Origin of the sequence: Azospirillum melinis (assembly GCF_013340935.1) — a bacterium.
In the GTDB taxonomy this organism is placed as follows: domain Bacteria; phylum Pseudomonadota; class Alphaproteobacteria; order Azospirillales; family Azospirillaceae; genus Azospirillum; species Azospirillum melinis.
The window spans coordinates 44,133-67,138 of sequence record NZ_WHOS01000029.1; the positions used below are offsets into that span (position 1 = coordinate 44,133).

Annotated in this window: 21 protein-coding genes; 14 read left to right on the top strand and 7 right to left on the bottom strand. The window is 67.1% G+C overall.

The genetic code is table 11. The features are described from left to right. Positions 1 to 8 precede the first annotated feature (8 nt). Genes tmk through GBZ48_RS20775 form a run of 5 tightly spaced genes read left to right on the top strand, consistent with a single transcriptional unit; the run spans position 9 to position 5,031 of the window. Positions 9 to 692, top strand: a complete 684-nt coding sequence (tmk, locus tag GBZ48_RS20755) for a dTMP kinase (RefSeq protein ID WP_174472776.1) — start codon at positions 9 to 11, stop codon at positions 690 to 692. Then, the gene (locus GBZ48_RS20760) at positions 689 to 1,819 is read left to right on the top strand and encodes a DNA polymerase III subunit delta' (RefSeq protein WP_174472735.1); all 1,131 of its coding nucleotides are present in this window, start codon (positions 689 to 691) and stop codon (positions 1,817 to 1,819) included. Before tmk ends, GBZ48_RS20760 begins: the two co-directional genes overlap by 4 nt. Positions 1,820 to 1,870: 51 nt before the next feature. Further along, positions 1,871 to 3,421, top strand: a complete 1,551-nt coding sequence (gene metG / locus GBZ48_RS20765) for a methionine--tRNA ligase (protein ID WP_174472736.1) — start codon at positions 1,871 to 1,873, stop codon at positions 3,419 to 3,421. A gap of 9 nt (positions 3,422 to 3,430) precedes the next feature. Continuing rightward, positions 3,431 to 4,225 carry a TatD family hydrolase gene (locus tag GBZ48_RS20770; protein ID WP_174472737.1) on the top strand — a complete coding sequence of 265 codons (795 nt, stop codon included), beginning with the start codon at positions 3,431 to 3,433 and terminating at the stop codon, positions 4,223 to 4,225. Next, complete coding sequence (locus GBZ48_RS20775) at positions 4,222 to 5,031, top strand: MBL fold metallo-hydrolase (protein WP_174472738.1); 810 nt, start codon at positions 4,222 to 4,224, stop codon at positions 5,029 to 5,031. Before GBZ48_RS20770 ends, GBZ48_RS20775 begins: the two co-directional genes overlap by 4 nt. A 148-nt stretch (positions 5,032 to 5,179) precedes the next feature. On the opposite strand, the gene GBZ48_RS20780 is transcribed toward GBZ48_RS20775, so the two are convergent. Further along, positions 5,180 to 6,277, bottom strand: coding sequence for a TRAP transporter substrate-binding protein (locus GBZ48_RS20780; RefSeq protein WP_174472739.1), 1,098 nt, complete (start codon positions 6,275 to 6,277; stop codon positions 5,180 to 5,182). A 617-nt stretch (positions 6,278 to 6,894) separates the two neighbouring features. Here GBZ48_RS20780 and GBZ48_RS20785 point away from each other — a divergent pair. From GBZ48_RS20785 to GBZ48_RS20795, 3 genes are read left to right on the top strand one after another with little or no spacing between them, the layout of a single operon-like run. Continuing rightward, positions 6,895 to 8,067, top strand: a complete 1,173-nt coding sequence (locus tag GBZ48_RS20785) for an OpgC family protein (RefSeq protein ID WP_174472740.1) — start codon at positions 6,895 to 6,897, stop codon at positions 8,065 to 8,067. A gap of 43 nt (positions 8,068 to 8,110) precedes the next feature. Beyond that, positions 8,111 to 8,893 carry an SGNH/GDSL hydrolase family protein gene (locus tag GBZ48_RS20790; protein WP_174472741.1) on the top strand — a complete coding sequence of 261 codons (783 nt, stop codon included), beginning with the start codon at positions 8,111 to 8,113 and terminating at the stop codon, positions 8,891 to 8,893. After that, positions 8,890 to 9,687, top strand: a complete 798-nt coding sequence (locus GBZ48_RS20795) for an SGNH/GDSL hydrolase family protein (RefSeq protein WP_246307351.1) — start codon at positions 8,890 to 8,892, stop codon at positions 9,685 to 9,687. Before GBZ48_RS20790 ends, GBZ48_RS20795 begins: the two co-directional genes overlap by 4 nt. Before the next feature lie 46 nt (positions 9,688 to 9,733). On the opposite strand, the gene GBZ48_RS20800 is transcribed toward GBZ48_RS20795, so the two are convergent. Together GBZ48_RS20800 and GBZ48_RS20805 are read right to left on the bottom strand one after the other, a co-directional pair. Next, positions 9,734 to 10,117, bottom strand: a complete 384-nt coding sequence (locus GBZ48_RS20800; protein WP_109096859.1) for a hypothetical protein — start codon at positions 10,115 to 10,117, stop codon at positions 9,734 to 9,736. A 36-nt stretch (positions 10,118 to 10,153) separates the two neighbouring features. Further along, positions 10,154 to 12,694, bottom strand: coding sequence for a sensor domain-containing protein (locus tag GBZ48_RS20805; RefSeq protein ID WP_246307352.1), 2,541 nt, complete (start codon positions 12,692 to 12,694; stop codon positions 10,154 to 10,156). Between the two features lie 193 nt (positions 12,695 to 12,887). Between GBZ48_RS20805 and recO the strand changes: the two genes are divergently transcribed. Both recO and parC read left to right on the top strand, forming a co-directional pair. Then, a complete protein-coding gene (gene recO, locus GBZ48_RS20810) occupies positions 12,888 to 13,610 on the top strand; it encodes a DNA repair protein RecO (protein ID WP_174472743.1) in 723 nt (240 codons plus the stop codon). A 20-nt stretch (positions 13,611 to 13,630) separates the two neighbouring features. Continuing rightward, the gene (gene parC, locus GBZ48_RS20815) at positions 13,631 to 15,856 is read left to right on the top strand and encodes a DNA topoisomerase IV subunit A (RefSeq protein WP_174472744.1); all 2,226 of its coding nucleotides are present in this window, start codon (positions 13,631 to 13,633) and stop codon (positions 15,854 to 15,856) included. 57 nt (positions 15,857 to 15,913) lie between these two features. Here the strand turns inward: parC and GBZ48_RS20820 are convergent, their stop codons facing one another. Genes GBZ48_RS20820 through GBZ48_RS20835 form a run of 4 tightly spaced genes read right to left on the bottom strand, consistent with a single transcriptional unit; the run spans position 15,914 to position 19,194 of the window. Continuing rightward, positions 15,914 to 16,897 carry a MotE family protein gene (locus GBZ48_RS20820; protein WP_174472745.1) on the bottom strand — a complete coding sequence of 328 codons (984 nt, stop codon included), beginning with the start codon at positions 16,895 to 16,897 and terminating at the stop codon, positions 15,914 to 15,916. Continuing rightward, on the bottom strand, positions 16,894 to 17,544 hold the full coding sequence (locus GBZ48_RS36765) for a DUF6468 domain-containing protein (RefSeq protein ID WP_174472746.1): 651 nt from the start codon (positions 17,542 to 17,544) through the stop codon (positions 16,894 to 16,896). The genes GBZ48_RS20820 and GBZ48_RS36765 overlap by 4 nt, the downstream gene beginning before the upstream one ends. Continuing rightward, positions 17,541 to 18,614, bottom strand: coding sequence for a flagellar motor switch protein FliM (gene fliM, locus GBZ48_RS20830; RefSeq protein WP_085089732.1), 1,074 nt, complete (start codon positions 18,612 to 18,614; stop codon positions 17,541 to 17,543). Before fliM ends, GBZ48_RS36765 begins: the two co-directional genes overlap by 4 nt. A 28-nt stretch (positions 18,615 to 18,642) precedes the next feature. After that, positions 18,643 to 19,194 carry a flagellar basal body-associated FliL family protein gene (locus GBZ48_RS20835; protein WP_174472747.1) on the bottom strand — a complete coding sequence of 184 codons (552 nt, stop codon included), beginning with the start codon at positions 19,192 to 19,194 and terminating at the stop codon, positions 18,643 to 18,645. 538 nt (positions 19,195 to 19,732) lie between these two features. On the opposite strand from GBZ48_RS20835, the gene flgF reads away from it, so the two are divergent. From flgF to flgH, 4 genes are read left to right on the top strand one after another with little or no spacing between them, the layout of a single operon-like run. Further along, positions 19,733 to 20,455: a flagellar basal-body rod protein FlgF gene (gene flgF / locus GBZ48_RS20840; RefSeq protein WP_098739578.1), complete on the top strand. Its 723-nt coding sequence runs from the start codon at positions 19,733 to 19,735 to the stop codon at positions 20,453 to 20,455. Positions 20,456 to 20,486: 31 nt separating this feature from the next. Beyond that, positions 20,487 to 21,272 carry a flagellar basal-body rod protein FlgG gene (gene flgG, locus GBZ48_RS20845; protein ID WP_042700394.1) on the top strand — a complete coding sequence of 262 codons (786 nt, stop codon included), beginning with the start codon at positions 20,487 to 20,489 and terminating at the stop codon, positions 21,270 to 21,272. 54 nt (positions 21,273 to 21,326) lie between these two features. Then, positions 21,327 to 22,118 (top strand): flagellar basal body P-ring formation chaperone FlgA, encoded by a 792-nt coding sequence (gene flgA / locus GBZ48_RS20850; protein ID WP_174472748.1) that lies wholly within the window; start codon positions 21,327 to 21,329, stop codon positions 22,116 to 22,118. A gap of 13 nt (positions 22,119 to 22,131) precedes the next feature. Beyond that, entirely contained in the window at positions 22,132 to 22,896 is a 765-nt protein-coding gene (gene flgH, locus GBZ48_RS20855; protein WP_174472749.1) for a flagellar basal body L-ring protein FlgH, read from the top strand. Positions 22,897 to 23,006 lie beyond the last annotated feature (110 nt).

Consider the following 23,006-nt stretch of genomic DNA (forward strand, 5'->3'; position numbering starts at 1 on the left):
TGACGACGATGCTGACCGCCCCGGCTCCTTCCGCCAAGCGCGGCCGCTTCATCACTCTGGAAGGCGGCGAAGGGGCCGGCAAGTCGACGCAGCTGCGCCGTCTGGCGGACAGCTTGCGCGTCTCCCTGCGCGCCCGCGACGTCGAGCTTGTGACGACGCGGGAGCCGGGCGGATCGCCCGGCGCGGAGGAGATCCGCGGCCTGCTGGTGACCGGCGAGACCGGCCGCTGGAGCGCGACCACCGAGGCCCTGCTGCACACTGCCGCCCGCCGCGACCATCTGGAGCGCACGGTGTGGCCGGCGCTGGAGACTGGAAGCTGGGTGCTGTGCGACCGCTTCTTCGACAGCACCATGGCCTATCAGGGCTATGGGCTGGGGCTGGGGCGCGATCTGGTCGAGACCTTGCAGACGGCGGCGCTCGGCGGCTTCCGTCCCGACCTGACGCTGATCCTCGACATCGACGTGGAAACCGGCCTGCGCCGCGCCGTGGCGCGCCATGGCGGTGAGGACCGCTATGAGCGGATGGACATCGGCTTCCACCAGCGGCTGCGCGACGGCTTCCTCGACATCGCCCGGCAGGAGCCGGAGCGCTGCGCCGTGGTGGATGCCGACGCCGACCTCGATACCGTGCAGGCGCGCATCTGGGACACCGTCGCCGGCCGGCTGGGGCTGGCCCAGGGGCAGACGTCGTGAGCAAGGCACGCACCCCGGCCCCGGCGGGCCCCGCCGCGGACGAGGCGCTCGCCCCACGGCGCAACCCGGACCTCGTCGGGCATGACGAGGCCGAACGGCTGCTGCTGGAGGCCTGGAACTCCGGCCGGCTGCCGCATGCCTGGCTGATCGGCGGCACCCCGGGCATCGGCAAGGCGACGCTGGCCTTCCGCTTCGCCCGATTCGTCCTGGCCCAGGAGCCGCCCGGCGACAGCCTGTTCGGTGACTCCCTGGGTGGCGCGGCTCCAGTCACCTCGCTGCACATCGGTCCCAACCATCCGGTGTTCCGCCGGGTGGCGTCGGGCGGGCATGCCGACATGCTGACCATCGAACGCCAGCGCGACGAGAAGAAAGGCCGGCTGAAGCGGGACATCGCCGTCGACGACGTGCGCAAGATCGGCCCCTTCCTGCGTCGGACCTCGGCGGAAGGCGGCTGGCGCGTCGCGGTGATCGACGGCGCCGACCGCATGAATCTCAGCGGCCTGAACGCCATCCTGAAGATCCTGGAGGAACCGCCGCCCGGCGCCCTGCTGCTGCTCGTCAGCGACAATCCCGGCGGCATGCTGCCGACCATCCGCTCGCGCTGCCGCAAGCTGACGCTGAAGCCGCTGGCCGAAGACACGGTGATCGACCTGCTGGGCCAGCACCGGCCCGATATCGCCGCCGACGACCGCCCGGCGCTGGCCCGCCTGTCGGAGGGCAGCGTCGGCCGCGCCATCGATCTTGCCGACGCGGGTGGGCTGGCGCTCTACCGCGAGATGATCGGGCTGCTGTCCGACCTTCCGCGCATCGACATCGTCGCGGCGCATGCCTTCGGGGACAAGCTGACCCGCCGCCAAGATGACGGAATGTTCGAGACGGCGACCGAGCTGCTGGTCTGGTGGCTCGCCCGCTTCGCCCGCTCGCTCGCCCGCGGCTCCTGGCCGGCAGAGGTGGTGCCGGGCGAGGCCGCCCTGATGACCCGATTGGCGAACGCCCGCGGTCTTGAACGTTGGGTGGAGGTGTGGGAAAAGGTTCAGCGTCTTTTCGCGCGCGCGGAATCCGCAAACCTGGACCGCAAGCAGGTGGTCCTGAACGCCCTGTCGGCGCTGGAAACGGCAGCCGCCTAGGGTTATTTCAGAACCTGCCGGTTGAACCTGACTTGAAAGAAAGTGCCGCAAATGGCCGGGCCGAAGACCTTTTACCTGACGACGCCGATCTATTACGTGAACGACGTGCCGCACATCGGCCACGCCTACACGACGCTTGCCTGCGACGTCCTCGCCCGGTTCATGCGCCTCGACGGCTATGACGTGAAGTTCCTGACCGGCACCGACGAGCATGGCCAGAAGGTGGAGAAGTCGGCGGAGAAGGCCGGCATCGCGCCGCAGGACTTCACCGACCGGGTGTCGCAGAACTTCCGCGATCTCGTGTCGCTGATGAATTATTCCAACGACGACTTCATCCGCACCACCGAGCCGCGGCACGTCAAGTCGGTGCAGGCGCTGTGGACGGTTCTGAAGGATCGCGGCGAGATCTATCTCGGCTCCTACGCCGGCTGGTATTCGGTCCGCGACGAAGCCTTCTATGGCGAGGACGAGCTGACCACCAATGCCGAGGGCAAGAAGATCGCCCCGACCGGCGCCGAGTGCGAATGGGTCGAGGAGCCGTCCTACTTCTTCAAGCTCTCGGCCTGGCAGGACCGGCTGATCGAGTTCTACGAGCAGAACCCCGATTTCATCGCGCCGGCCGGCAAGCGCAACGAGGTGATGTCCTTCGTCAAGTCAGGCCTGAAGGATTTGTCGGTCAGCCGCACCACCTTCAAGTGGGGCATCCCGGTGCCGGGCGACGACGCCCACATCATGTATGTCTGGCTCGACGCGCTGGCGAACTACATCACCGCCGTCGGCTATCCCGACACCACCGGCGACTATGCCAAATACTGGCCGGCCGACCTGCACATGGTCGGCAAGGACATCCTGCGTTTCCACGCCGTCTACTGGCCGGCCTTCCTGATGGCCGCCGGCCTGCAGCCCCCCCGCCGCGTGTTCGCCCATGGCTGGTGGACCATCGAAGGCCAGAAGATGTCGAAGTCGCTGGGCAACGTCATCGCTCCGGACTCGCTGGTCAACACCTACGGTCTCGACCAGACCCGCTATTTCCTGCTGCGCGAAGTGCCGTTCGGAAACGACGGCGACTTCTCGCACAAGCAGATGGTCAACCGGATCAACGGCAACCTCGCCAACGATTACGGCAATCTGGTGCAGCGCGTCCTGTCGATGATCGGCAAGAACTGCGGCGCCGCCGTGCCGACGCCGGGTGCGTTCACCGAGGCCGACAACGCCCTGCTGGGCTCGGCCTACGGCATGCTCGACATCGTCCGGGCTGAGATCAGGGCGCAGGCCTTCCACAAGGCGCTCGACGCCATCTGGGCCGTGGTCGGCGACGCCAACCGCTATGTCGACGAACAGGCGCCGTGGGCGCTGAAGAAGACCGACCCGGCGCGCATGGCGACCGTGCTCTATGTACTGGCCGAGACGATCCGCCATCTGGCGATCCTGACCCAGCCGGTGATGCCTGACGCCTCCGCCAAGATCCTCGACCTGCTGGCGCTGGGTCCGGATGCGCGTGGATTCGGCAATCTGGGTCCGTCCGGGGCGCTGGCCGCCGGCACGCCGCTGCCGACGCCGCAGGGCGTCTTCCCGCGCTATGTCGAAGAACCGAAAGTCTGAGTTCCCAGTATGCTCGTCGACAGCCATTGCCATCTCGACTTCCCCGATTTCGCCGAAGAGCTGGATGCGGTCGTCGACCGCGCCCAGCAGGCTGGCATCGGGCGGATGGTCACCATCTGCACCTACATCAGCCGCTTCGACCGCATCCTGGCGGTGGCGGAACGCTACGACGACATCCTCTGCACGGTGGGGGTCCATCCCCATCAGGCGGCGGAGGAGTTCGCCATCACCACCGTCGACACGCTGGTCGAGCTGTCGCACCATCCCAAGGTGATCGGGCTGGGCGAGACCGGGCTCGACTATTTCTACGACAAGAGCCCGCGCGACCAGCAGCAGGAGTGTTTCCGCCGGCACATCCGCGCCAGCCTGGAGACCGGCCTGCCACTGATCATCCACACCCGCGACGCCGACGACGACACCATGCGCATCGTCAAGGAGGAAGCGGCCGGCCAGCCGGTAAAGGGGCTGCTGCACTGCTTCAGCTCCGGCCGGGCGCTGGCGGAGGAGGCGGTGGAGTACGGCTTCACCCTGTCGCTGTCGGGGATCGTCACCTTCAAGAAGTCGGAGGAGCTGCGTGCCATCGTGAAGGACGTGCCGCTCGACCGCATCCTGGTGGAGACGGACGCGCCCTATCTGGCGCCGATCCCCTTCCGCGGCAAGCGCAACGAGCCTGCCTATGTCGCCCACACAGCGGCCTGCGTGGCAGAGGTGAAGGGCGTCTCGGCGGAGGAACTGGCCCGCGTCACCACCGACAACTTCTTCCGCCTGTTCGACAAAGCCGCCCAGCACAAGGCCGCTGCATGAGTGAAGCCGGCGCATCACCCGGCGCTGCGCGCGTAACCGTCCTTGGCTGCGGCGGATCGCGCGGCGTGCCGGCGATCGCCGGTGTGCCCGGCGGCCAGTGGGGCCGCTGCGACCCCGCCAACCCGAAAAACCGGCGCATGCGCCCGTCGGTCCTGGTCGAGCGGGACGGTGTATCGGTGCTGGTCGATACCTCCCCCGACCTGCGTCAGCAGCTGCTGGACAGCGGCTGCGCGCGGCTGGACGCCGTGTTGTGGACGCACCAGCATGCCGACCATTGCCACGGCATCGACGAGCTGCGCGAGATCTGCCGCCACATGCATGCGCCGATCGACGCCTATGGCTGGGACGAGCATCTGCGCGACATCGAGCTGCGCTTCCCCTACTGCTTCGATCCGCTGCCGGAGGGCTATCCCTTCTACCGACCGGTGTTGAACACCCACCGCATTAACGGACCGTTCAGCGTCAAGGGGATGGAGATCGCGCCGTTCGAGCAGGACCACGGCTATATGCGGACGGTCGGCTACCGGTTCGGCAGCTTTGCCTATTCGACCGACGTGGTGCGGCTGGACGACCGGGCGTTCGAGGCGCTGGCGGGGATCGACACCTGGGTGGTCGATTGCGGCCGGCTGGAGCCGCCGCATCCCGTGCATGCGCATCTGGCGCTGACGCTGGAATGGATCGAGCGGGTGCAGCCGCGGCGGGCCTATCTGACCCACATGGACAACAGCATGGACTACGATAGCCTGCGGCGGATTCTGCCGGAGGGGGTCGAGCCGGCATATGATGGGCTGGTGATCGAGGTCTAGAGTGTGATCGGTTCAAGCGGAATCGCTTGAAGCGTGAATCACACGGAAGGCCAAAAGCCTAGAGTCTGTCTGGCGCTTCAATAAGCATCAAACAGACTCTAGGTCTCGCCCGGGAGGAGGTGGAAATCCACCCCCTCCCAGCAGACGCTTACTTCTTCTTCTCAAGCGGCGGCGCCGCATAGACGAAGCGGTCGAAGCTGTATTCGGCGACGCGGAACCACAGATACTCTTCCTCGCGGAACTTCTTCCACGCGTCGTAGATCTTGCGGAACTTCTCGTTCTTCGCCGCTTCGTCCTCGTAGACCTCGATGGCCGCCTGATAGCAGGCCTGCATCACCTCGTTCGGGAAGGGGCGCAGCTGGGTGCCGCTGGCGACGAGGCGCTTCAGCGCGGTCATGTTCTGGACGTCGTACTTGCCCAGCATGTCCAGCGTCGCGTCGGCGCAGGCCGCTTGCAGCGCCGCCTTGTAGGTGGGCGGCAGCGATTCGAACTTCTCCTTGCCGAACAGCATGGAGACCTGCGGGCCGCCTTCCCACCAGCCGGGATAATAATAGTATTTCGCGACCTTCTGGAAGCCGAGCTTCTCGTCGTCATAGGGGCCGACGAACTCGGCGCCGTCGATGGTGCCCTTTTCCAGCGCCGGATAGATGTCGCCGCCGCCGATCTGCTGCGGCACGACGCCGAGCTTGGCCATGATGGTGCCGGCATAGCCGCCGATGCGGAACTTCAGGCCCTTCAGATCCTCGACCGTCTTGATTTCCTTGCGGAACCAGCCGCCCATCTGGGTTCCGGTGTTGCCGGCGCCGATGGCGACGAGGTTGTGGCCGGCGAAGAACTCCGCCATCAGCTCCTTGCCGCCGCCATGGGTCATCCAGGCGTTCTGCTGGCGGGCGTTCAGGCCGAACGGCATCGCCGCATCGAAGGCGAAGGTCGGATCCTTGCCGACGTAATAGTAGGAGACGGTGTGGCCGCACTCGATGGTGTTGTCCTTCACCGCGTCCAGAACCTGGAGCGCCGGAACGATTTCGCCAGCCGCGAAGACGCGGATCTGGAACTTGCCGTCCGTCAGCTCGGCCACGCGCTTCGCCACGAACTCCGCACCGCCATAGATGGTGTCGAGGCTCTTGGGGAAGCTGGAGGCGCAGCGCCACTTGATCTCGGGCGCGGACTGGGCGATGGCGGGGGCGGCAAGCGTGCTGGCGGCGACGCCCACACCGGCGGAGGTCAGAAATGCACGACGTTTCATCCAGAAGCTCCCTTGTCCATTCTCGTTATGAGTTATGAGTTCTTGTCGCCGGACCGGCAGAGCCCCCGCGCTGGGGGCGGCCGGGCCGCACCCGTCAAGGCCCGGTCCTTCACAGGACAGGACGAAACCGGGTGAGCGGGGAAAGCGGGAATGAGTGGGATGCACGCTCGACCAGCCCGGACGTCGCACCGCGGGGAACCGCGGGAGCGGAGGGCGCCTGCGCAAGGCGATCCCGTCCGGTCCCGCGGTTCCCCGGCGTTGGTGTGCGTTTCCTCCCGTCCATCCGGGATTGCCGCCGGCCTTCCGGCCGATCCGCCCCAGCTTTCTTTTGCTGTCCGGATTATGCAGGAAGCAAACGGTCCGGATCAAGTGCGAACGGGAATTGAGGTCTGTATTTCAGAGGTTTAAGGCTGCGGCGCGAAGCCGCGGGTTCCATTCAACCATTGGCCCCGACGACGGCCCAACCCCATTCCCGACCCATTCGGCGCTTAGTGTCTCGACTCCGGCGCCCGCACCCCCATCTTTTGCAAGGCGCGCCCCGGGAACCGGGCCCGGCTGAATTGTTGATGAGGGCGGAGCAGACACTTGCGGGTTGAACGGCCATGAGGGGCGCGGCCATGAAAAACGCGACTTTGGCGGACAGCGGGAACGAGACGGCGGCGCGCGACCTGCGGCTGGACTTCTTCCGCGGTCTGGCCCTGTGGTTCATCTTCGTGAACCACATTCCGGCCAACCAGATCTCGTGGGCCACGCCGCGGAATTTCGGGCTGAGCGACGCCACCGAGATCTTCGTCTTCATCTCCGGCTACACCGCAGCCCTGGTCTATGGCCGGACGCTGGACCGGCAGGGAATGCCGATGGCGGCGGCACAGGTGCTCCACCGCTGCTGGACGCTGTACGCCACCTACATCATCCTGTTCTTCGCCTACACCGCGCAGATCGCCTACACCGCCCGCGCCTTCGACAGTCCGCTGTTCGCGGAGGAGATGGGCATCGCCGGCTATTTCCAGGACCCGGTCACCGCCCTGACCCAGGCCATCCTGCTGAAATTCCGGCCGGCCAACCTCGATGTGCTGCCGCTCTACATCGTGCTTCTGCTGGCCTTCGCACTCGTCCTGCCGGCCCTGCGCCGCATGCCGCTGGGGGTGCTGGCGGGATCGGCGGTGCTCTATCTGGCGGCGCGTCAGTGGGGGTGGAACCTGCCGACATATCCGGATGGCGGCGTCTGGTACTTCAATCCCTTCACCTGGCAGTTCCTGTTCGTGCTGGGGGCGTCACTGCAGTTCCAACCGGATCTTCGGACGACGCTGACCCGCGTCCGCCGGCCGGTGGCGGTCGCCGCCGGGGCCGTCCTGCTGGGCAGCCTGTTCCTGACGTTGTCCTGGAAATTCGCCCCGCTGCACGCACTGATCCCGGTGTGGCTGACGGAGATCCTCTATCCCATCAGCAAGACCGACCTCGACCCGCTGCGTTTGCTGCATTTCTTCGCACTGGCCTATCTGGTGCTGTGGCTGGTGCCGGCGGGGGCGTCCTGGCTGCGCGGACCGCTGGCCGCCCCGCTGCTCGCCTGCGGGAAGCAGTCGCTGCATGTGTTCTGCCTGGGCGTTCTGCTGTCCTTCGCCGGCCAGACGGTGCTTGTGCATGTCAGCGGCTCGCTTTCCGCCCAGTTCCTTGTTACGGTGCTGGGCATCGCCACGATGGTGCTGATGGCGCGCTTCCTGAACTGGTACCAGTCGGCAGAACGGGCGCGGCGCCACCGGGTTCCGGCCACAACGAAGATGGGCACATGAGGGGTGCATGGCGCGAAGGCAGGGGCAAAGGCGGGGACGGCGATTGCTGACCGTCACGGCGATCCTGCTGGCGGCAGTGCTGTTCGTTTCGCCCGATCGCGTCCTGGCGGACCAATCCGCCGCACCGTCCGTCGACCCCGCCTGTACCGTGCCGGAGTCCATCCTCGCTCCCGGCAGTGGTCTGCCGCGGGTGTCGGCGCAACTGGCCGCCGGCCGGCCCCTGTCGGTGCTGGTCGTCCATTCCGCGAAATCCCCGCCCAAGCCCGGCATCGTCGGCTATCCCGCCCGGCTTGAAAGCGAATTGAAGCGCCGCCTGCCCGGCCGCGAGGTCAGCACCGCCGTGCTGAGCCTTCCCGGCGAAGCGGCCCCGGCAATGGTCGCCCCGCTGACACAGGCGGTGGAGGACCAGCGGCCGGCGCTGGTCGTCTGGCAGACCGGCACGGTCGACGCCATGCGCAGCCTGGATCTGGAAAGTTTCGGCACGGCGCTGCAGTCGGGCATCGCCGAGGTTCAGCGCCGCGGCGCCGACATCGTCATCATGGACATGCAGTACAGCATGCACACCGCGCAGCTGATCGACTTCGCCCCCTACGTGTCCTACATGTCCTGGCTGTCCCAGAGTTCCGACGTCTTTCACTTCCCCCGCTACGACATCATGCGGCATTGGGTGGAGGACGGCCGGGTCGATTTCGCCGACGAATCGGACGAAGCGAAACGGCGTTCTTATGAATTCGTTCACCAATGCATCGGACAATTGCTGGCACAAAGCGTCGCGACGATGATCGACCCTCTGTCGATCGGCCGGCGCACCGGAGCGAGCAATTGAGGTCTGTCCTGCCGTCCGCCGTCCGCATCCTGTCGCTGATCGCCACTCTGACCATCGCCAACCTGGCCGTTTCCGTTCCGGCCCAGGCAGCAGAGTCCGCGGCATCCGCCAATTGCCAGCTTCCGCGGGGCGCGTCCGCCCTTTCGATCCCGCTGACGCAACTGTCGCAACGCATCGCGACGGGCGTGCCGATCCGCATCGTCGCCATCGGCTCCTCCTCCACCGCCGGGGCGGGGGCGAGTGCGCCGGACAAGGCCTATCCGGCCCGGCTCGACCATTACCTGAGCGAGCGGTTCCGCAACGCCGACATCGCGGTCCTGAACCGCGGGATCAACGGCGAGACCGACGACCAGACCGAAAAGCGGATCGAGGCCGACGCGCTGGCAGCCAAGCCCGATCTGGTGATCTGGCAGGTGGGTGCGAACACGGTGCTGCGCGACGGCGACCAGTCCTTGAGCGAGCGGTCGGTCCGCCAAGGCGTGGCGCGGCTGCGCGCCGCCGGGATCGACGTGGTGCTGATGGACCTGCAATACGCCCCGAAGATGCTGGAAAAGACCGGCGTCGCCCCGATGCTGACCCGCATCGCCGGAATCGCCGCCGACAACCGCGTCGGACTCTTCCACCGCTATGACGTGATGCGGTCGCTGGTGGAGACCCGTGGGATGACCATGGCCGACCTGATCGGGCCGGACGGCGTCCATGGGAACGACGCCGGATACGACTGCGTCGCCCGCATGCTGGCGGTCGGCATCGAGGATGCGGTGAACGTACACAACAGCGGCCTTCAACGGTAACAGAAGCGGGGGGCGGACTTCCGCGCAGCAACGCCCCCTGCCCCCCTCAGCGCTGCATCATCGCGCTTTCCTTGCCGCAGAGGAAAAACACCTTCGAGTAGACCTTCAGCAACGCATCGGTCAGCGCCTGCACCTCCGGGCTGCCCATGGCGCGCGGCTTGGCGGGATCGACATGCAGGACGCAGCTGTCCTTCACGTCGTTGAAGGCGGCCAGCGCGTGGATGCGGTCGGGACGGAACTCGTCGGGGAAATTCTCGTCCATCAGCCAGAAGCACTGGAAGTTCCGGCAGGATTGCGGCCGCTCCTCGTAGATCGAGCAGCCTTTGCCCTGGTCGCAGGAGGCGCACCACTTGGCGGAGGGCTTCTTCAGCTCGGGCACACCCATCAGCTTGCAGCACAGGGTGCATTCACCGCAGGTGCGGTCGGACATCACGGAAACTCCAAATAACAACGGCTCGCAGCGGCTCTACGCCGGTGCTGGCAGGGCGATGTGCTCGTCCTCCGCGGCCAGAAGCCGCTCCACCGCTTCCGGCAGGGCGGGACGGGCGAAGTGGTAGCCTTGGGCGTATTGGCACAGACCGCGCAGATACACCGCTTCGTCCGCCGTTTCCACCCCTTCCGCCACGCAATCCAGCCGCAAAATGGTGGCAAGCCCGGCGATGACCTGGACGATGGCGGCGTTGCCCTCCCCTGTCGACACCGCGCGGACGAAGCTGCGGTCGATCTTCAGCACATCCACCGGCAGCTTGTGCAGATAGGCCAGCGACGAATAGCCGGTGCCGAAATCGTCGATCGACAGCCGCACGTCCATGTCGCGCAGGCTCTGCATCAGCATCCGGCATTCGTCCGGATCCTGGACCAGCAGGCTTTCGGTCAGTTCCAGCTTCAGGCTGGACGGCGGGATCGGCACCGCGTCCAGCAGGTCGCGCACGGCCCCGACGATGTCGTCGTCACGGAACTGTCGGGTGGAGACGTTGACGCTCATGAACAGCGGCACGGGTCTGGAGAAACGCGCCTGCCACGCCGCCAGCTGCCGCACCGCCTGTCCCAGCGCCCAGCGGCCCATCGGCGCGATCAGCCCGGTTTCCTCGGCCAGCGGGATGAACTCCAACGGAGACACCAGACCGCGGTCCGGGTGGTTCCACCGCATCAGCGCCTCGAAGCCGGCGATGGCACCGGTCTCCAGCAGGACGATGGGCTGGTAATACAGGCAGAGCTGCCCCTGCTCCAGCGCGGCGCGCAGGTCGGCCTCCATGCGCATCGCGGCCATCGCCTGCCGGCGCAGATTGGCGTCGAACACGTCGATGCGCGCCCGCCCGCCGCTCTTGGCGCGGTACATGGCGAGGCTGGCGTCGCGCAACATGTCCTCCGCCCGCTCGTAGCCGGTCTGGCTCAAGGCCACGCCGATGGAGGCGGTCAGCACCACGTCGTGCCCCTCGGCCAGCGTGACGGGCCGCGAGATGGCGCGGGCCATCCGCTCCGCCGCCTCCAGCGCGTCACCAGCATCGTCCATCTCGTCCACCAGCACGGCGAACTCGTCGGCGGACAGGCGGGCCAGCGTATCGCCGACGCGGCGGCTGACGTCCAGCCGCTCGGCGACGATGCGCAGCATGCGGTCGCCGGCGCTGGTGCCGAGCGCGTCGTTGATCGCCTTGAAGCGGTCGAGGTCGATGATGATGGTGGCGAAGGGACGGGAGCCGGCACGGCGGTTGCGGTCGAGCGCCTGCCCGATGCGGTCCAGCAGAAGCGTGCGGTTCGGCAGGCCGGTCATGCTGTCGTGAACGGCGTTGAACAGGATCTGCTGTTCGGCCTTCTTGCGCGCCGTGATGTCGGTCATCGAGCCGGCCATGCGGACCGCAAAGCCCTTGTCGTTGCGGACGGCCAGCCCGCGCACCAGCATCCACATCTCCTGTCCGCCCTTGCCGCGGATGCGGAACTCCTGCTGCAGGTGCGGACGTTCGCCAACCAGGTGCAGGCCGATCGCGGTGCGCAGCCCGTCGAGGTCGCCCGGCAGAACCCGATTGAACCATTCGTCGACGGAGCCGGCGATCTCCGCCTCCTCGAAGCCGAGCATCGCCTTCCAGCGCGGCGAGTAATAGACCTCGCCGCTGTCGATGTGCCAGTCCCACAGCCCGTCGGCGGCCCCGGCGGCGGCGAGGGCGTAGCGCTCCTCGCTCTGGCGCAGGCGCTGTTCGGCGGTCTTGCGGTCGGTCACGTCGGCCTGGCTGCCGACGAGGCGGATCGGTTTGCCGGCGGCGTCCAGAACGGCGATGCCGCGACAGGCCATCCAGCGGATCGCACCGGCGGCGTTGCGCATGCGGTATTCGACCTGGAAGGCCGCCTCCGCCCCGGTTTCCGATTCGGGCTCCGCCCGGCCGAGGGAAGCCATCGCATCGGTCAGGATGGCGCGGTCGGCCGCAAGGATGCGGCCCAGCCACTCCTGCGGCTCGTCGGTCAGGTCCGCCGGCGACAGCCCGAGAAGCGAGGCCCAGCGCGGCGAGTAATAGACGCGGTCGGTGACCAAGTCCCAGTCGTAAAGCCCGTCGTTGCTGGCCGCGGCGGCGAGCGCATAGCGTTCCTCGCTGCGGCGCAGCTCCTGTTCGGCATGCTTGCGGTCGGTGATGTCGGCGACCGACCCGACCAGCCGGATCGGCTCACCCGAATCGTCCATCACCGCCATGCCGCGGCAGACCAGCCAGCGCCAGTGCGGCTTCGCCGCAGCGGACGCATCGGCGCGGCGGACGCGGTGTTCGATCTGGAAGGGGACGGACAGCCCGACCATCTGCGCCTCGAACGAGGCATGCAGCCAGTCGACGTCCTCCGGATGGACCAGCGAAAGCCAGTCGTTCGGCCGGTTGGATTCGCGGCTGGAATCGCCCGGCGGCAGACCGAGGAAATCCTTGAAGCGGGGGGAGAGGTACAGCGTGTCGCTGCGCAGGTCCCAATCCCAGACGCCTTCGGTTCCGGCCTTTTCCGCCAGCAGATATCGGTCGATGTTGGTGTTCAAGACCCCTCGTCGGACCTGTCGGCGGTCAGCGATTGGTGGGGCCTCCCACCGTTGAGGGTCAGATGGTATGGGCATTTTGGTGAAGAAACCATAAATGCTCCAGGCACGCCGTTATCGCGGTTGCCGAGGGTTCCTTCTACGAAATTTTTTCCTATATTAGGATAGCTCGCCACTTCTTCCGAAACCGGCACCGATGGATTGGTCCGATCAGGGAATCGTTCTGTCCTCCCGCCCCCAGGGGGAAGGGTCCGCCGTCGCGACCGTGCTGACGCGCGAACACGGCCGCCATGCCGGGATGGTGATGGGCGGACGCTCGGTGCGCCAGCGCGGCACGCTGGAACCGGGGACCCTGGTCCATGCCCGCTGGCGCGGCCGGCTGCCCGAGCATCTCGGCCATTTCACGCTGGAGTCGGTGAAGGGCTATGCCGCCAACTTCTTCGACGACGCCCAGGCGCTGGCCGCGCTCATCAGCGCCTGCGCGCTGGTGGAGGCGGCGTTGCCGGAGCGGGAGGCGCACCCCGCCCTGTTCGACGGGCTGCTCGCCCTGTTCGGCCTGCTGGACGGGCCGGCCTGGGCGGAGACCTATGTGCGATGGGAAATCGGGCTGCTGGCCGAGCTTGGATTCGGCCTCAACCTCGACCGCTGCGCGGTGTCGGGGGCCAACGACTACCTCGCCTATGTCAGTCCGCGCACCGGCCGTGCCGTGACCGCCTCGGTGGGGGAACCCTACCGCGACCGTCTGCTTCCCCTGCCCGATTTCCTGGCCGGGCGCGGCGGCGGCGGACCTGCCGCGGTGGCCGACGGGCTGCGGCTGACCGCGCATTTCCTGGAACGCCACGTGCTGAACGGGCCGCTGCCGCCCGCGCGTGAGCGCTTGAGAGAACGTTACGCGAACGCGGTAGCGCGTTCCGCCTGAAACTGCTAGACCCCCTCATCATGAAGCCGCAAAATCCCGCCTCCGAAATCCTGGAAAAGCCGCTGGCCGACGCGCTCGGCGAGCGGTATCTCAGCTACGCGCTGTCCACCATCATGTCCCGCTCGCTGCCCGACGTGCGCGACGGGCTGAAGCCGGTGCACCGAAGACTGCTGTTCGCCATGAGCCAGCTCCGGCTGGAACCGACGACACCGCCCAAGAAGTCGGCCCGCGTCGTCGGCGACGTGATCGGCAAGTTCCATCCGCACGGCGACACCTCCGTCTACGACGCGCTGGTGCGGCTGGCGCAGGACTTCTCCGTCCGCTACCCGCTGGTCGACGGCCAGGGTAATTTCGGCAATATCGACGGCGATAACGCCGCAGCGATGCGGTACACCGAAGCCCGCCTGACCGAGGTCGCCAAGGCCCTGCTGGAGGGCATCGACGAGGACGCGGTCGATTTCCGCCCGACCTATGACGGCGACGGCGACGAGCCGGCGGTCCTGCCCGCCAACTTCCCCAATCTGTTGGCCAACGGGTCGAGCGGCATCGCCGTCGGCATGGCCACCAACATCCCGCCGCACAATGTCGGCGAGATCTGCGACGCGCTGCGCCACCTGATCAAGCACCGCGACGCCAGCATCGAGACGCTGGTCGGCTTCATGCCCGGCCCGGATTTCCCCACCGGCGGCCTGCTGGTCGAGTCGCGGCAGAATGTGATCGAAGCCTACCGCACCGGCCGCGGCGCCTTCCGCCTGCGCGCCCGCTGGGAGGTGGAGAAGCTGGGTCAGGGCACCTGGCAGATCGTCGTCACCGAGATGCCCTATCAGGTGCAGAAGGCCCGGCTGGTCGAGAAGATCGCCGAGCTGCTGCTGGCCAAGAAGCTGATCCTGCTGGACGACGTGCGCGACGAATCGGCGGAGGACGTCCGTCTCGTCCTGGTGCCGAAGAACCGCAACGTGGATCCCGAGGTTCTGATGGCCTCGCTGTTCCAGGCGACCGACCTGGAAATCCGCTTCTCGATGAACATGAACGTGCTGGGCGCCGACCATGTGCCGCGGGTGATGAACCTGCGCGAGGTGCTCCAGGCCTTCCTCGACCACCGGCACGAGGTGCTGGTCCGCCGCTCCAACCACCGGCTCAAGCAGATCGACCATCGCCTTGAGGTTCTCGGCGGCTATCTCGCCGCCTACCTGAATCTCGACGAGGTCATCCGCATCATCCGCGAGGAGGACGAGCCGAAGCAGGAGCTGATCCGCGCCTTCACCCTGACCGACGTGCAGGCTGACGCCATTCTCAACATGCGCCTGCGCAACCTGCGCAAGCTGGAGGAGATGGAGATCCGGCGCGAGCACGAGGCGCTGACCACCGAGAAGAACGGCCTGCTGGAACTGCTGGGCGACGAGACGCTGCGCTGGAAGCGGATCGCCGAGGGCGTGGCCGAGATCAAGAAGAAGTTCGGCGCCGGTGCGCTCGGCAAGCGGCGCACCGACGTGGCCGACGCGCCGACGGTGATCGAGGTGCCGCTGGACGCGCTGGTCGAGCGCGAGCCGGTGACCGTCCTCTGCTCGGCCAAGGGCTGGATCCGCACGGTGCGCGGCCACCTGACCGACGCCGAAGCGGAGGATGTGAAGTACAAGGACGGCGACACGCGCGGCTTCATCGAACGGTGCGAGACGACCGACAAACTTCTGGTCTTCGCCAGCAACGGCAAGTTCTTCACCATCGGCGTCGACAAGCTGCCGCGCGGCCGCGGCTTCGGCGAGCCGGTCCGTCTGATGATCGACCTCGGCAACGACGTCGACATCGTCGACCTGTTCCGCCACCAGCCCGGCCGCACCCTGCTGGTGGTGTCGGAGGACGGCCGCGGCTTCCGCGTCGAGGAGGCGGAGGTGCTGGCCCAGACCCGCGCCGGCAAGCAGGTTCTGAACCTGGAAGACGGCAAGTCCGCCCGCATCTGCCAGCCGGTGAGCGGCGACACGCTCGCCATCATCGGCAACAACCGCAAGATGCTGGTCTTCCCGCTCGAGCAGGTGCCGGTGATGACCCGCGGCAAGGGCGTCCAACTTCAGAAATACAAGGACGCCAGCGTCGCCGACGTGAAGACCTTCACGCTGGCCGAGGGACTGAGCTGGAAGAACGGCGAGCGCAACTTCAACGTCACCGACCTGACAGGCTGGATGGGCGACCGCGCCGGCCAGGGCAGGATGCCGCCGAACGGCTTCCCGAAGAACAACCGCTTCCTGTGAGACTTGTATTTGGCGACAAGCGCCCTCTCCTGCCCTGGGAGAGGGGGCTTGTTGCTTTTACTTCGGCGTCGTGACCGTCGCCGTCAGCGGCACGCGGCGTTCCACCAGGGCCGAGGTGACCTCCTTGGCCTTCACCGGGTCCATGGCGGCGAGGATCGGCGCGGTCTTCTGTTCCTTCATCTTCTGGATGACGCCCAGCAGCACCGGCATGTCGAGTTCCTCGAAGATGCGGGCCGCTTCCTTCGGCTTCATCGTCTCGTAGATTTTCACCAGGCTTTCCAGCTGAGCCGACTGCTTTTCGTCGCCCTGCGCCATCAGCTTCTGGATGTCGGAACGGGTCTTCTCCATCTCCGCCACCTTCTGGTCGATCCGCTTCTCGGCGGCGGCCAGCAGGGCCTCGCGCTGCTCCATCTCCTTGGTGCGGCGCTCGATCTCGGCGCGACGGTCGGCGAAATGCTGGAGCAGTTCCTGGTTGTCGATGGGACCGAGAGGCGCCAGCGGCGCATTGGCCGCCGGAGCGTTGACCGGACCGCTGGACCCGCCGGGAGCCGGGGGAGCATCCTTGCCGGCCGGCTTGGTGGTCGCAGTGGGAGCCTGACCAGCCGCCATCTGGATGGGCGGCGTCGCCGGAGGCGAGCTTTGCGGCCCCTGGGCGAGGCTGACCGGAAAATCGGGCAGGCGGGCGTCATGGGTGGCGAGGCGCCACAGGTCGCCGACCCGCACGCCCAGCATCAGCACCGCGACGAAGATGGTCAGCGGCAGCAGGCGGAAACGGGCGCCGCGCATCCGCGCCCGCAGCCGCTGGGTCAGGGGTACGCGCGGCGACGCCGGCTTGCGCACCTTGGCCTTCGCCTTGCTCTTCTTCGCCGGCACCTTTCCCGCCGCGGGGCGGACTGCCGGCAGTTGCGCCTGCTGTGCCTGCTGGGCAGCCAGTGTGGGAGAGGTGCGGACGCCCGTCGGAGCGGCGCCGGCCGGGCGGATCACGACCTTGGGTTCGCTGCCCGCCGCAGCGGGCCTGCCGTCACTGGTGCGCATGGTCATCCAAGCCCCTTGCCGGCGTTCTCGATTGCCTGAAGCAGTTCGCGTTCGGCCCGCGACAGGCTTTCGCCATCACGGGTGATGGGGTCGCGCGCCTCGGCCTGCGGTTCGGCACGGGCGGCACGGCGCGGCGCAACGTCCAGCCGGGCCGGCGGCGGCGCATGGTCGTCATGGTCGTGGTCGTCCTCGACCGGCAGGCTGCGCAAGGCCGGGCGCGGCGCCACCAGCGGGGCCTTCGCCGGGCTGCGCGCGGCCAGCGTCGGGGCAACCGCCACGGAACGGCCGCCATCACGCCCGCTGTCGCGGCGACCACCATCACGTCCGCCGTCACGTTCGCCGACGCCGCCCAGCCGGTTGGCCAGCGCGTCGGCCGCCTCGATCATGAATTCCAGTTCGTCGCGCAGGGTCTGCGCCTTGTTCACGGTGCGCTGGAGATCCTCGCCGGTGTCGCTCGCCGCCTTCTTCAGCGTGCGCACGCCGGTCTCCGCCCGCCCCATCGCGTCGTTCAGGCCCTGGATCAGTTCTGCCATCTCGCCACGGCTCTCGCGCAGCGCGATGATCTGCCGGTTCAGGATGATCGCATAGGCGATGGTGGCAGCCAGCAGGCCGACCATCACGACGTCGATGATGATGGAGACCAGCGGACTCATAACCTCATGACCTCCTGCTTGGGCAGTTCCTTTTCCAGGCGGACGGCGATGTGCCCGCCCTTGCGCCCCATCCGCCCCTGGAACATCGACACGTCGCCGCAGCGCAGCTCTATCGCGCCGTCGGGGGTGGCGTTCAGCAGGATGCGGGTGCCGACGCGCCAGTTCAGCACGTCGTGCAGGGTCATCGTCACCTCGTCCAGCACGGCCGACAGATCGACGTCCGTCACCATCAGTTCCGAGGCCAGGTGGGTTTCCCAGATCGAGTCACGGCCGAACTTCTCGCCCATGAACATCTGGAGCAGCAGCTCACGCACCGGCTCCAGCGTCGCGTAGGGGATCATCAACTCCAACCGGCCGCCGCGATCCTCCATGTCGATGCGCAGCTTGACCAGCACCGCCGCATTGGCGGGACGCGCGATGGTGGCGAAGCGCGGGTTGGTCTCCAGCCGGTCGAAGCGGAAGGTGACGGGCGACAGCGGATCGAAGGCGGCGGACAGGTCGGACAGCACGACGTGGACCATGCGTTCCACGAGGTTGCGCTCGATGGTGGTGTAGGGACGCCCTTCGATGCGCATCGCCGCCGTGCCGCGCCGGCCGCCCAGCAGCACGTCGACGATGGAGTAGATCAGCGCGGAGTCGACGACCATCAGGCCGTAATTGTCCCACTCCTCCGCCTTGAACACCGACAGCATCGCCGGCAGCGGGATGGAGTTCAGGTAATCGCCGAAACGCACCGACGAAATCTGGTCGAGGCTGACCTCGACGTTGTCGGAGGTGAAATTGCGCAGGCTCGTGGACATCATGCGGACGAGGCGGTCGAAGACCACCTCCAGCATGGGCAGGCGTTCGTAGTTGACCAGCGCCGAGTTGACCAGCGCCATGATGCCGGAATTGTCGCCGTCGCCGGCGCCACCCTGGTCGAAGCCCAGCAGGCTGTCGATCTCGTCCTGGTTCAGGACGCGGGTCGACCCGCCGCCACCCATGTCGCCGACATCGCCGCTGTCCTCGGCCAATGCGGCCCATTCGGCGGCAAGCCGTTCTTCTTCGCTCAGTTCACCGGTGTCGCTCATCGGCCCCTATCCCCACCTGACCGGGCCCTCACTGGACCAGCATTTCCTTGAACAGCACGTCCTTCACCTTCACCGGGAACGCGGCGGCGGTGATGCGCAGAAGAAGTTCCTGGCGCAGCCGGTACATGCCGGCCGACCCGCGCAAGTCCTCCAGGCGCAGTTCGCGCAGGTAGACCTGGAAATTGTCGATGATGCGCGGCAACACATGCTCCACCGCCCCGACATCCTCCGGCTTCGACAGCTGGATGGAGATCTTGATCTTCAGGAAGGCCGGACGCTTGTTGCCGGTGTTCAGGTTCACCAGCATGTCCGGCAGGTCGTAGAAGATCGGGGAGGCATGGGCGGCGTCGCCCTTGCCGGCCTCGGCCCCATGTTCGCCTTCCGCCGCCGCAGCATGCTCTCCCTCCGCCGGCTTCTCCTTGCCCAGCAGCCCGTCGAGCAGGCCGGAGAAATAGACGCCGGCACCGGCGCCGATCAGCAGGACCAGGGGAAGAACGACGAACAGGACCAGCTTCTTGCCGCTGAATTTCTTCCGGGGCAGGCCGTCGGTCAGTTCACCGGCATCGGTTTCGGCAGCCATGACATCCTGGGATCGTTCGAGGTACGCAACGGCTCAGGCATGCGCCGCCTGACAGGGTCAAAGCTACTTTTGGGATAGTTAATAACTCCTTTCGAGTGGGGAATGGACCGCCCCGGACGGGCAGGTTTCCCCCATCTGTCACCATTTCGGCACGGTTCTTGATTGGGGCTGACCGGCAATCCGTGCCCGCATTGTGTCCGCAGTCCGATTGGAGCGCGGGCACGCCCGGATTCCGCCGCCGGCCGGCCGCATCTCCCCTGGGATCGCCCCTGAGGATTGTGGCCCACCGGCCAACGCCCTGCCGCACCTCTCGTGCGGTGGGAACGGGAGAGTCTTGCCCGGTGACACCCGGCAAGGAACGCCCTCCCCCCGGCAGATTCTGCCCGGCATCCCCTGCCCCACCCGGCGGGACCGCCCGTCCCTTGCCCGCATTCCGTGGAATCCAAGGCTTCGGCGAAGTTGGCACGCCGCCTGCAACACCCCTTTCGCCGGTCGGACGCTCTCGTTCGATCCGTTCGCAAGGTGAAGAGGCCGCAAGATGGAAAATTCGATCTACGTCGCCCTGTCGCGCCAGATGGCGCTGCAACGCCAGCTGGACGTGACGTCGAACAACATCGCGAACATGAACACGACCGGCTACAAGAACCAGCGGATGCTGTTCACCGAATATCTGGAAAAGCCCGGCCTGCACGAGAAGGTCAGCTTCGTCCAGGACCGCGCGGTGGTGCGCGACCTGTCCAACGGCCCGATGACGCAGACCGGCAACCCGCTGGATCTGGCGCTGACCGGCCAGGGCTACTTCACCGTCGATACCGCCAGCGGCCCGCGCTACACCCGCGCCGGCAATTTCCGCCTGAACGACCAGCGCCAGCTGGTGGATGCCGGCGGCTTGCCGGTGCTGTCCAACAACGGCCAGCCCATCACCATTCCGGCCGGCACCAGCGACGTGAAGGTCAGCGGTGACGGCACCGTCGCCACCGAGCTGGGCCCGGTCGCCAAGCTGAACATCGTCACCTTCAAGACCGAGCAGCTGATGACCGAGGTCGGCAACGGCCTGTACGTCACCGACGAGCAGCCGCAGCCCGCCCCGGTCGAGACGAAAGTGGCACAGGGCTTGCTAGAGGGTTCCAACGTGAAGCCCGTGGTCGAGATGACGCAGATGATCGACATCCAGCGTCAGTACATGTCCGCTCAGAAGATGATGGACAACGAACACGAGCGCATCCGCACGATGCTTCAGCGTCTGGGCCGCACCGCCTGATCCAGACCGACGACGAGAGGAGAAGACCAGAATGCGCAGCCTCGCCATCGGCGCCACCGGCATGATCGCCCAGCAGCTCAACGTCGAGACGATCTCCAACAACATCGCCAACTCGACCACCACCGGCTACAAGAAGCAGCGGGCCGAGTTCCAGGACCTGCTGTACCAGAACTTCCGCCGCATCGGCTCGACCTCGTCGGATGCCGGCACCGTGGTGCCGACCGGCGTGCAGGTGGGTGCCGGCGTGCGTGTCGCCGCGGTGGCCCGCGTGCTGGAACAGGGCAACCTGAACATCACCGACAACAAGCTGGACGTGGCGATCAACGGATCGGGCTACTTTCAGGTGACGCTGCCCAGCGGCGACACCGCCTACACCCGCGCCGGCAACTTCAAGCTGTCGCCGGAAGGCATGATCGTCACCGCCGACGGCTATCCGATCCAGCCGAACATCACCGTCCCGACCAACGCGGTGGACATCTCCATCAACTCGTCGGGCGAGGTGCTGATCAAGCTGGACGGCCAGACCGCCACCCAGAATGTCGGCCAGATCCAGCTCGCCACCTTCGCCAACGCCGCCGGCCTGGAAGCCACCGGCGACAACCTGTTCATGGAGTCCGGCGCGTCCGGCCAGGCGGTGACCGGCAACCCCGGCGCCCCCGGCTTCGGCCGCGTCACCCAGGGTGCGCTGGAGACCTCCAACGTCAACGTCGTGCAGGAGATCACCACCCTGATCACCGCCCAGCGCGCCTACGAGATGAACTCCAAGGTCATCAAGACCACCGACGAGATGATGCAGCAGGCCAGCCAGATGAAGTAACGCCGCCGACATCGCCGGCGCCTCGCTTCAGCCTTCACATCGGGAACCACCGCCATGATCCGCCACCTCGCCAACCGCCGCCTGCCTGCCCTGCTCCTCGGCGCCGCCCTGCTGTCCGTTCCGGTCATGGGGTTCGGCATCGGGCAGGCCGCTGCGGCCTCGGCCATGGCTCCGGCTTCGGCCGGCTCGGGTCTGGCGCCCGACGTGGTGTACGGGATGCCGCATGTGGAGGCGGTTCTGTCGGATGCGCTGTCGCGGGTCATCACCGCCGGACGGCTGCAGATGGAACTGGACAGCCGCGCGGTGGAGCTGCGTGCCCCCCAGGGTGCCGGCGGGCTGGCGGTCGAGAACCTTTATTACAGCCCGGTCCAGGGCCGCTTCGCCGCGGAGATCGTGGTGACCGGCAGCCAGGTCCGCCTGCCTGTGTCGGGCCGCGCCTTCGGCGTGGTGCAGATCCCGGTGCTGTCGCGCCGGATCATTCCCGGCGACGTCATCGGCCCGGGCGACATCGACTGGCAGGACGTGCGCGCCGATCAGACCACCAGCGACACTGCCTCCACCGACGCGCAGCTGATCGGCATGACGCCGAAGCGCGGCGTATCGACCAACCAACCCGTCCGCCTGCGCGACCTGCAATCGCCGCGCATGGTCGACAAGGGCTCGATGGTCACCATCACGCTGACCACCCAGTCCATGACGCTGACGACCCAGGGCAAGGCCCTGCAGGACGGCGGGAAGGGCGAGGTCATCCGCGTCGTGAACACCCAATCCAACCGCATCGTCGAAGCGACGGTCGCGGGCCCCAACGTCGTCGCCGTGGTAAAGCCCGGCATCATCGCGCAGTAAGGAGAAAGCTCCAATGTCCGCCACCATGACCGCCCGACTGATCCGCTTCGCGATGATCGCCACCGCCGCCACCTCGCTGACCGCCTGCGGCGCCGCCTCGCGCATCGCCGACATCGGCAAGGCCCCCGAGATGAGCGGCATCCAGGACCCGCAGGCCAAGTCCGGCTACCAGCCGGTCAGCCTGCCGATGCCGACCCCGCTGCCGACGGAACGCAACCCGAACTCGCTGTGGCGGACCGGTGCGAAGGCCTTCTTCAAGGACCAGCGCGCGGCCAAGGTCGGCGACATCCTGACCATCAACATCTCCATCGCCGATCAGGCCAAGCTGTCGAACGAGAGCAAGCGGTCGCGCGCCAACACCGAAAAGGCCGGCATGCCGAACCTGTTCGGCCTGGAAGGCGCCACGCTGAACCGCGTCCTGCCGGCCGGCGCCTCGGCCTCCAGCCTGGTGGACCTGTCGAGCGACACGTCCAACGACGGCAAGGGCTCGGTCGACCGCAACGAGAAGATCGAGCTGAAGGTGGCGGCGCTGGTGACCCAGACCCTGCCCAACGGCAATCTGGTCATCCAGGGTCACCAGGAAGTCCGCGTGAACTACGAGCTGCGCGACCTGCAGATCCACGGCGTGATCCGTCCGGAGGACATCACCGCGCAGAACACCATCAGCTACGAGAAGATTGCCGAAGCCCGCATTTCCTACGGCGGCCGCGGTCAGATCACCGACGTCCAGCAGCCGCGCTACGGCCAGCAGCTGTACGACATCATCATGCCGTTCTGAGGACGGTCGGCGTAAAGGCGGGACTGGAGGCCATGGCGGGAGACATCCCTCCGTGGCCCTGGGATGCGTTGGGAACCGCCGCGATCTCTGGAACTCATCGCTACCGGATG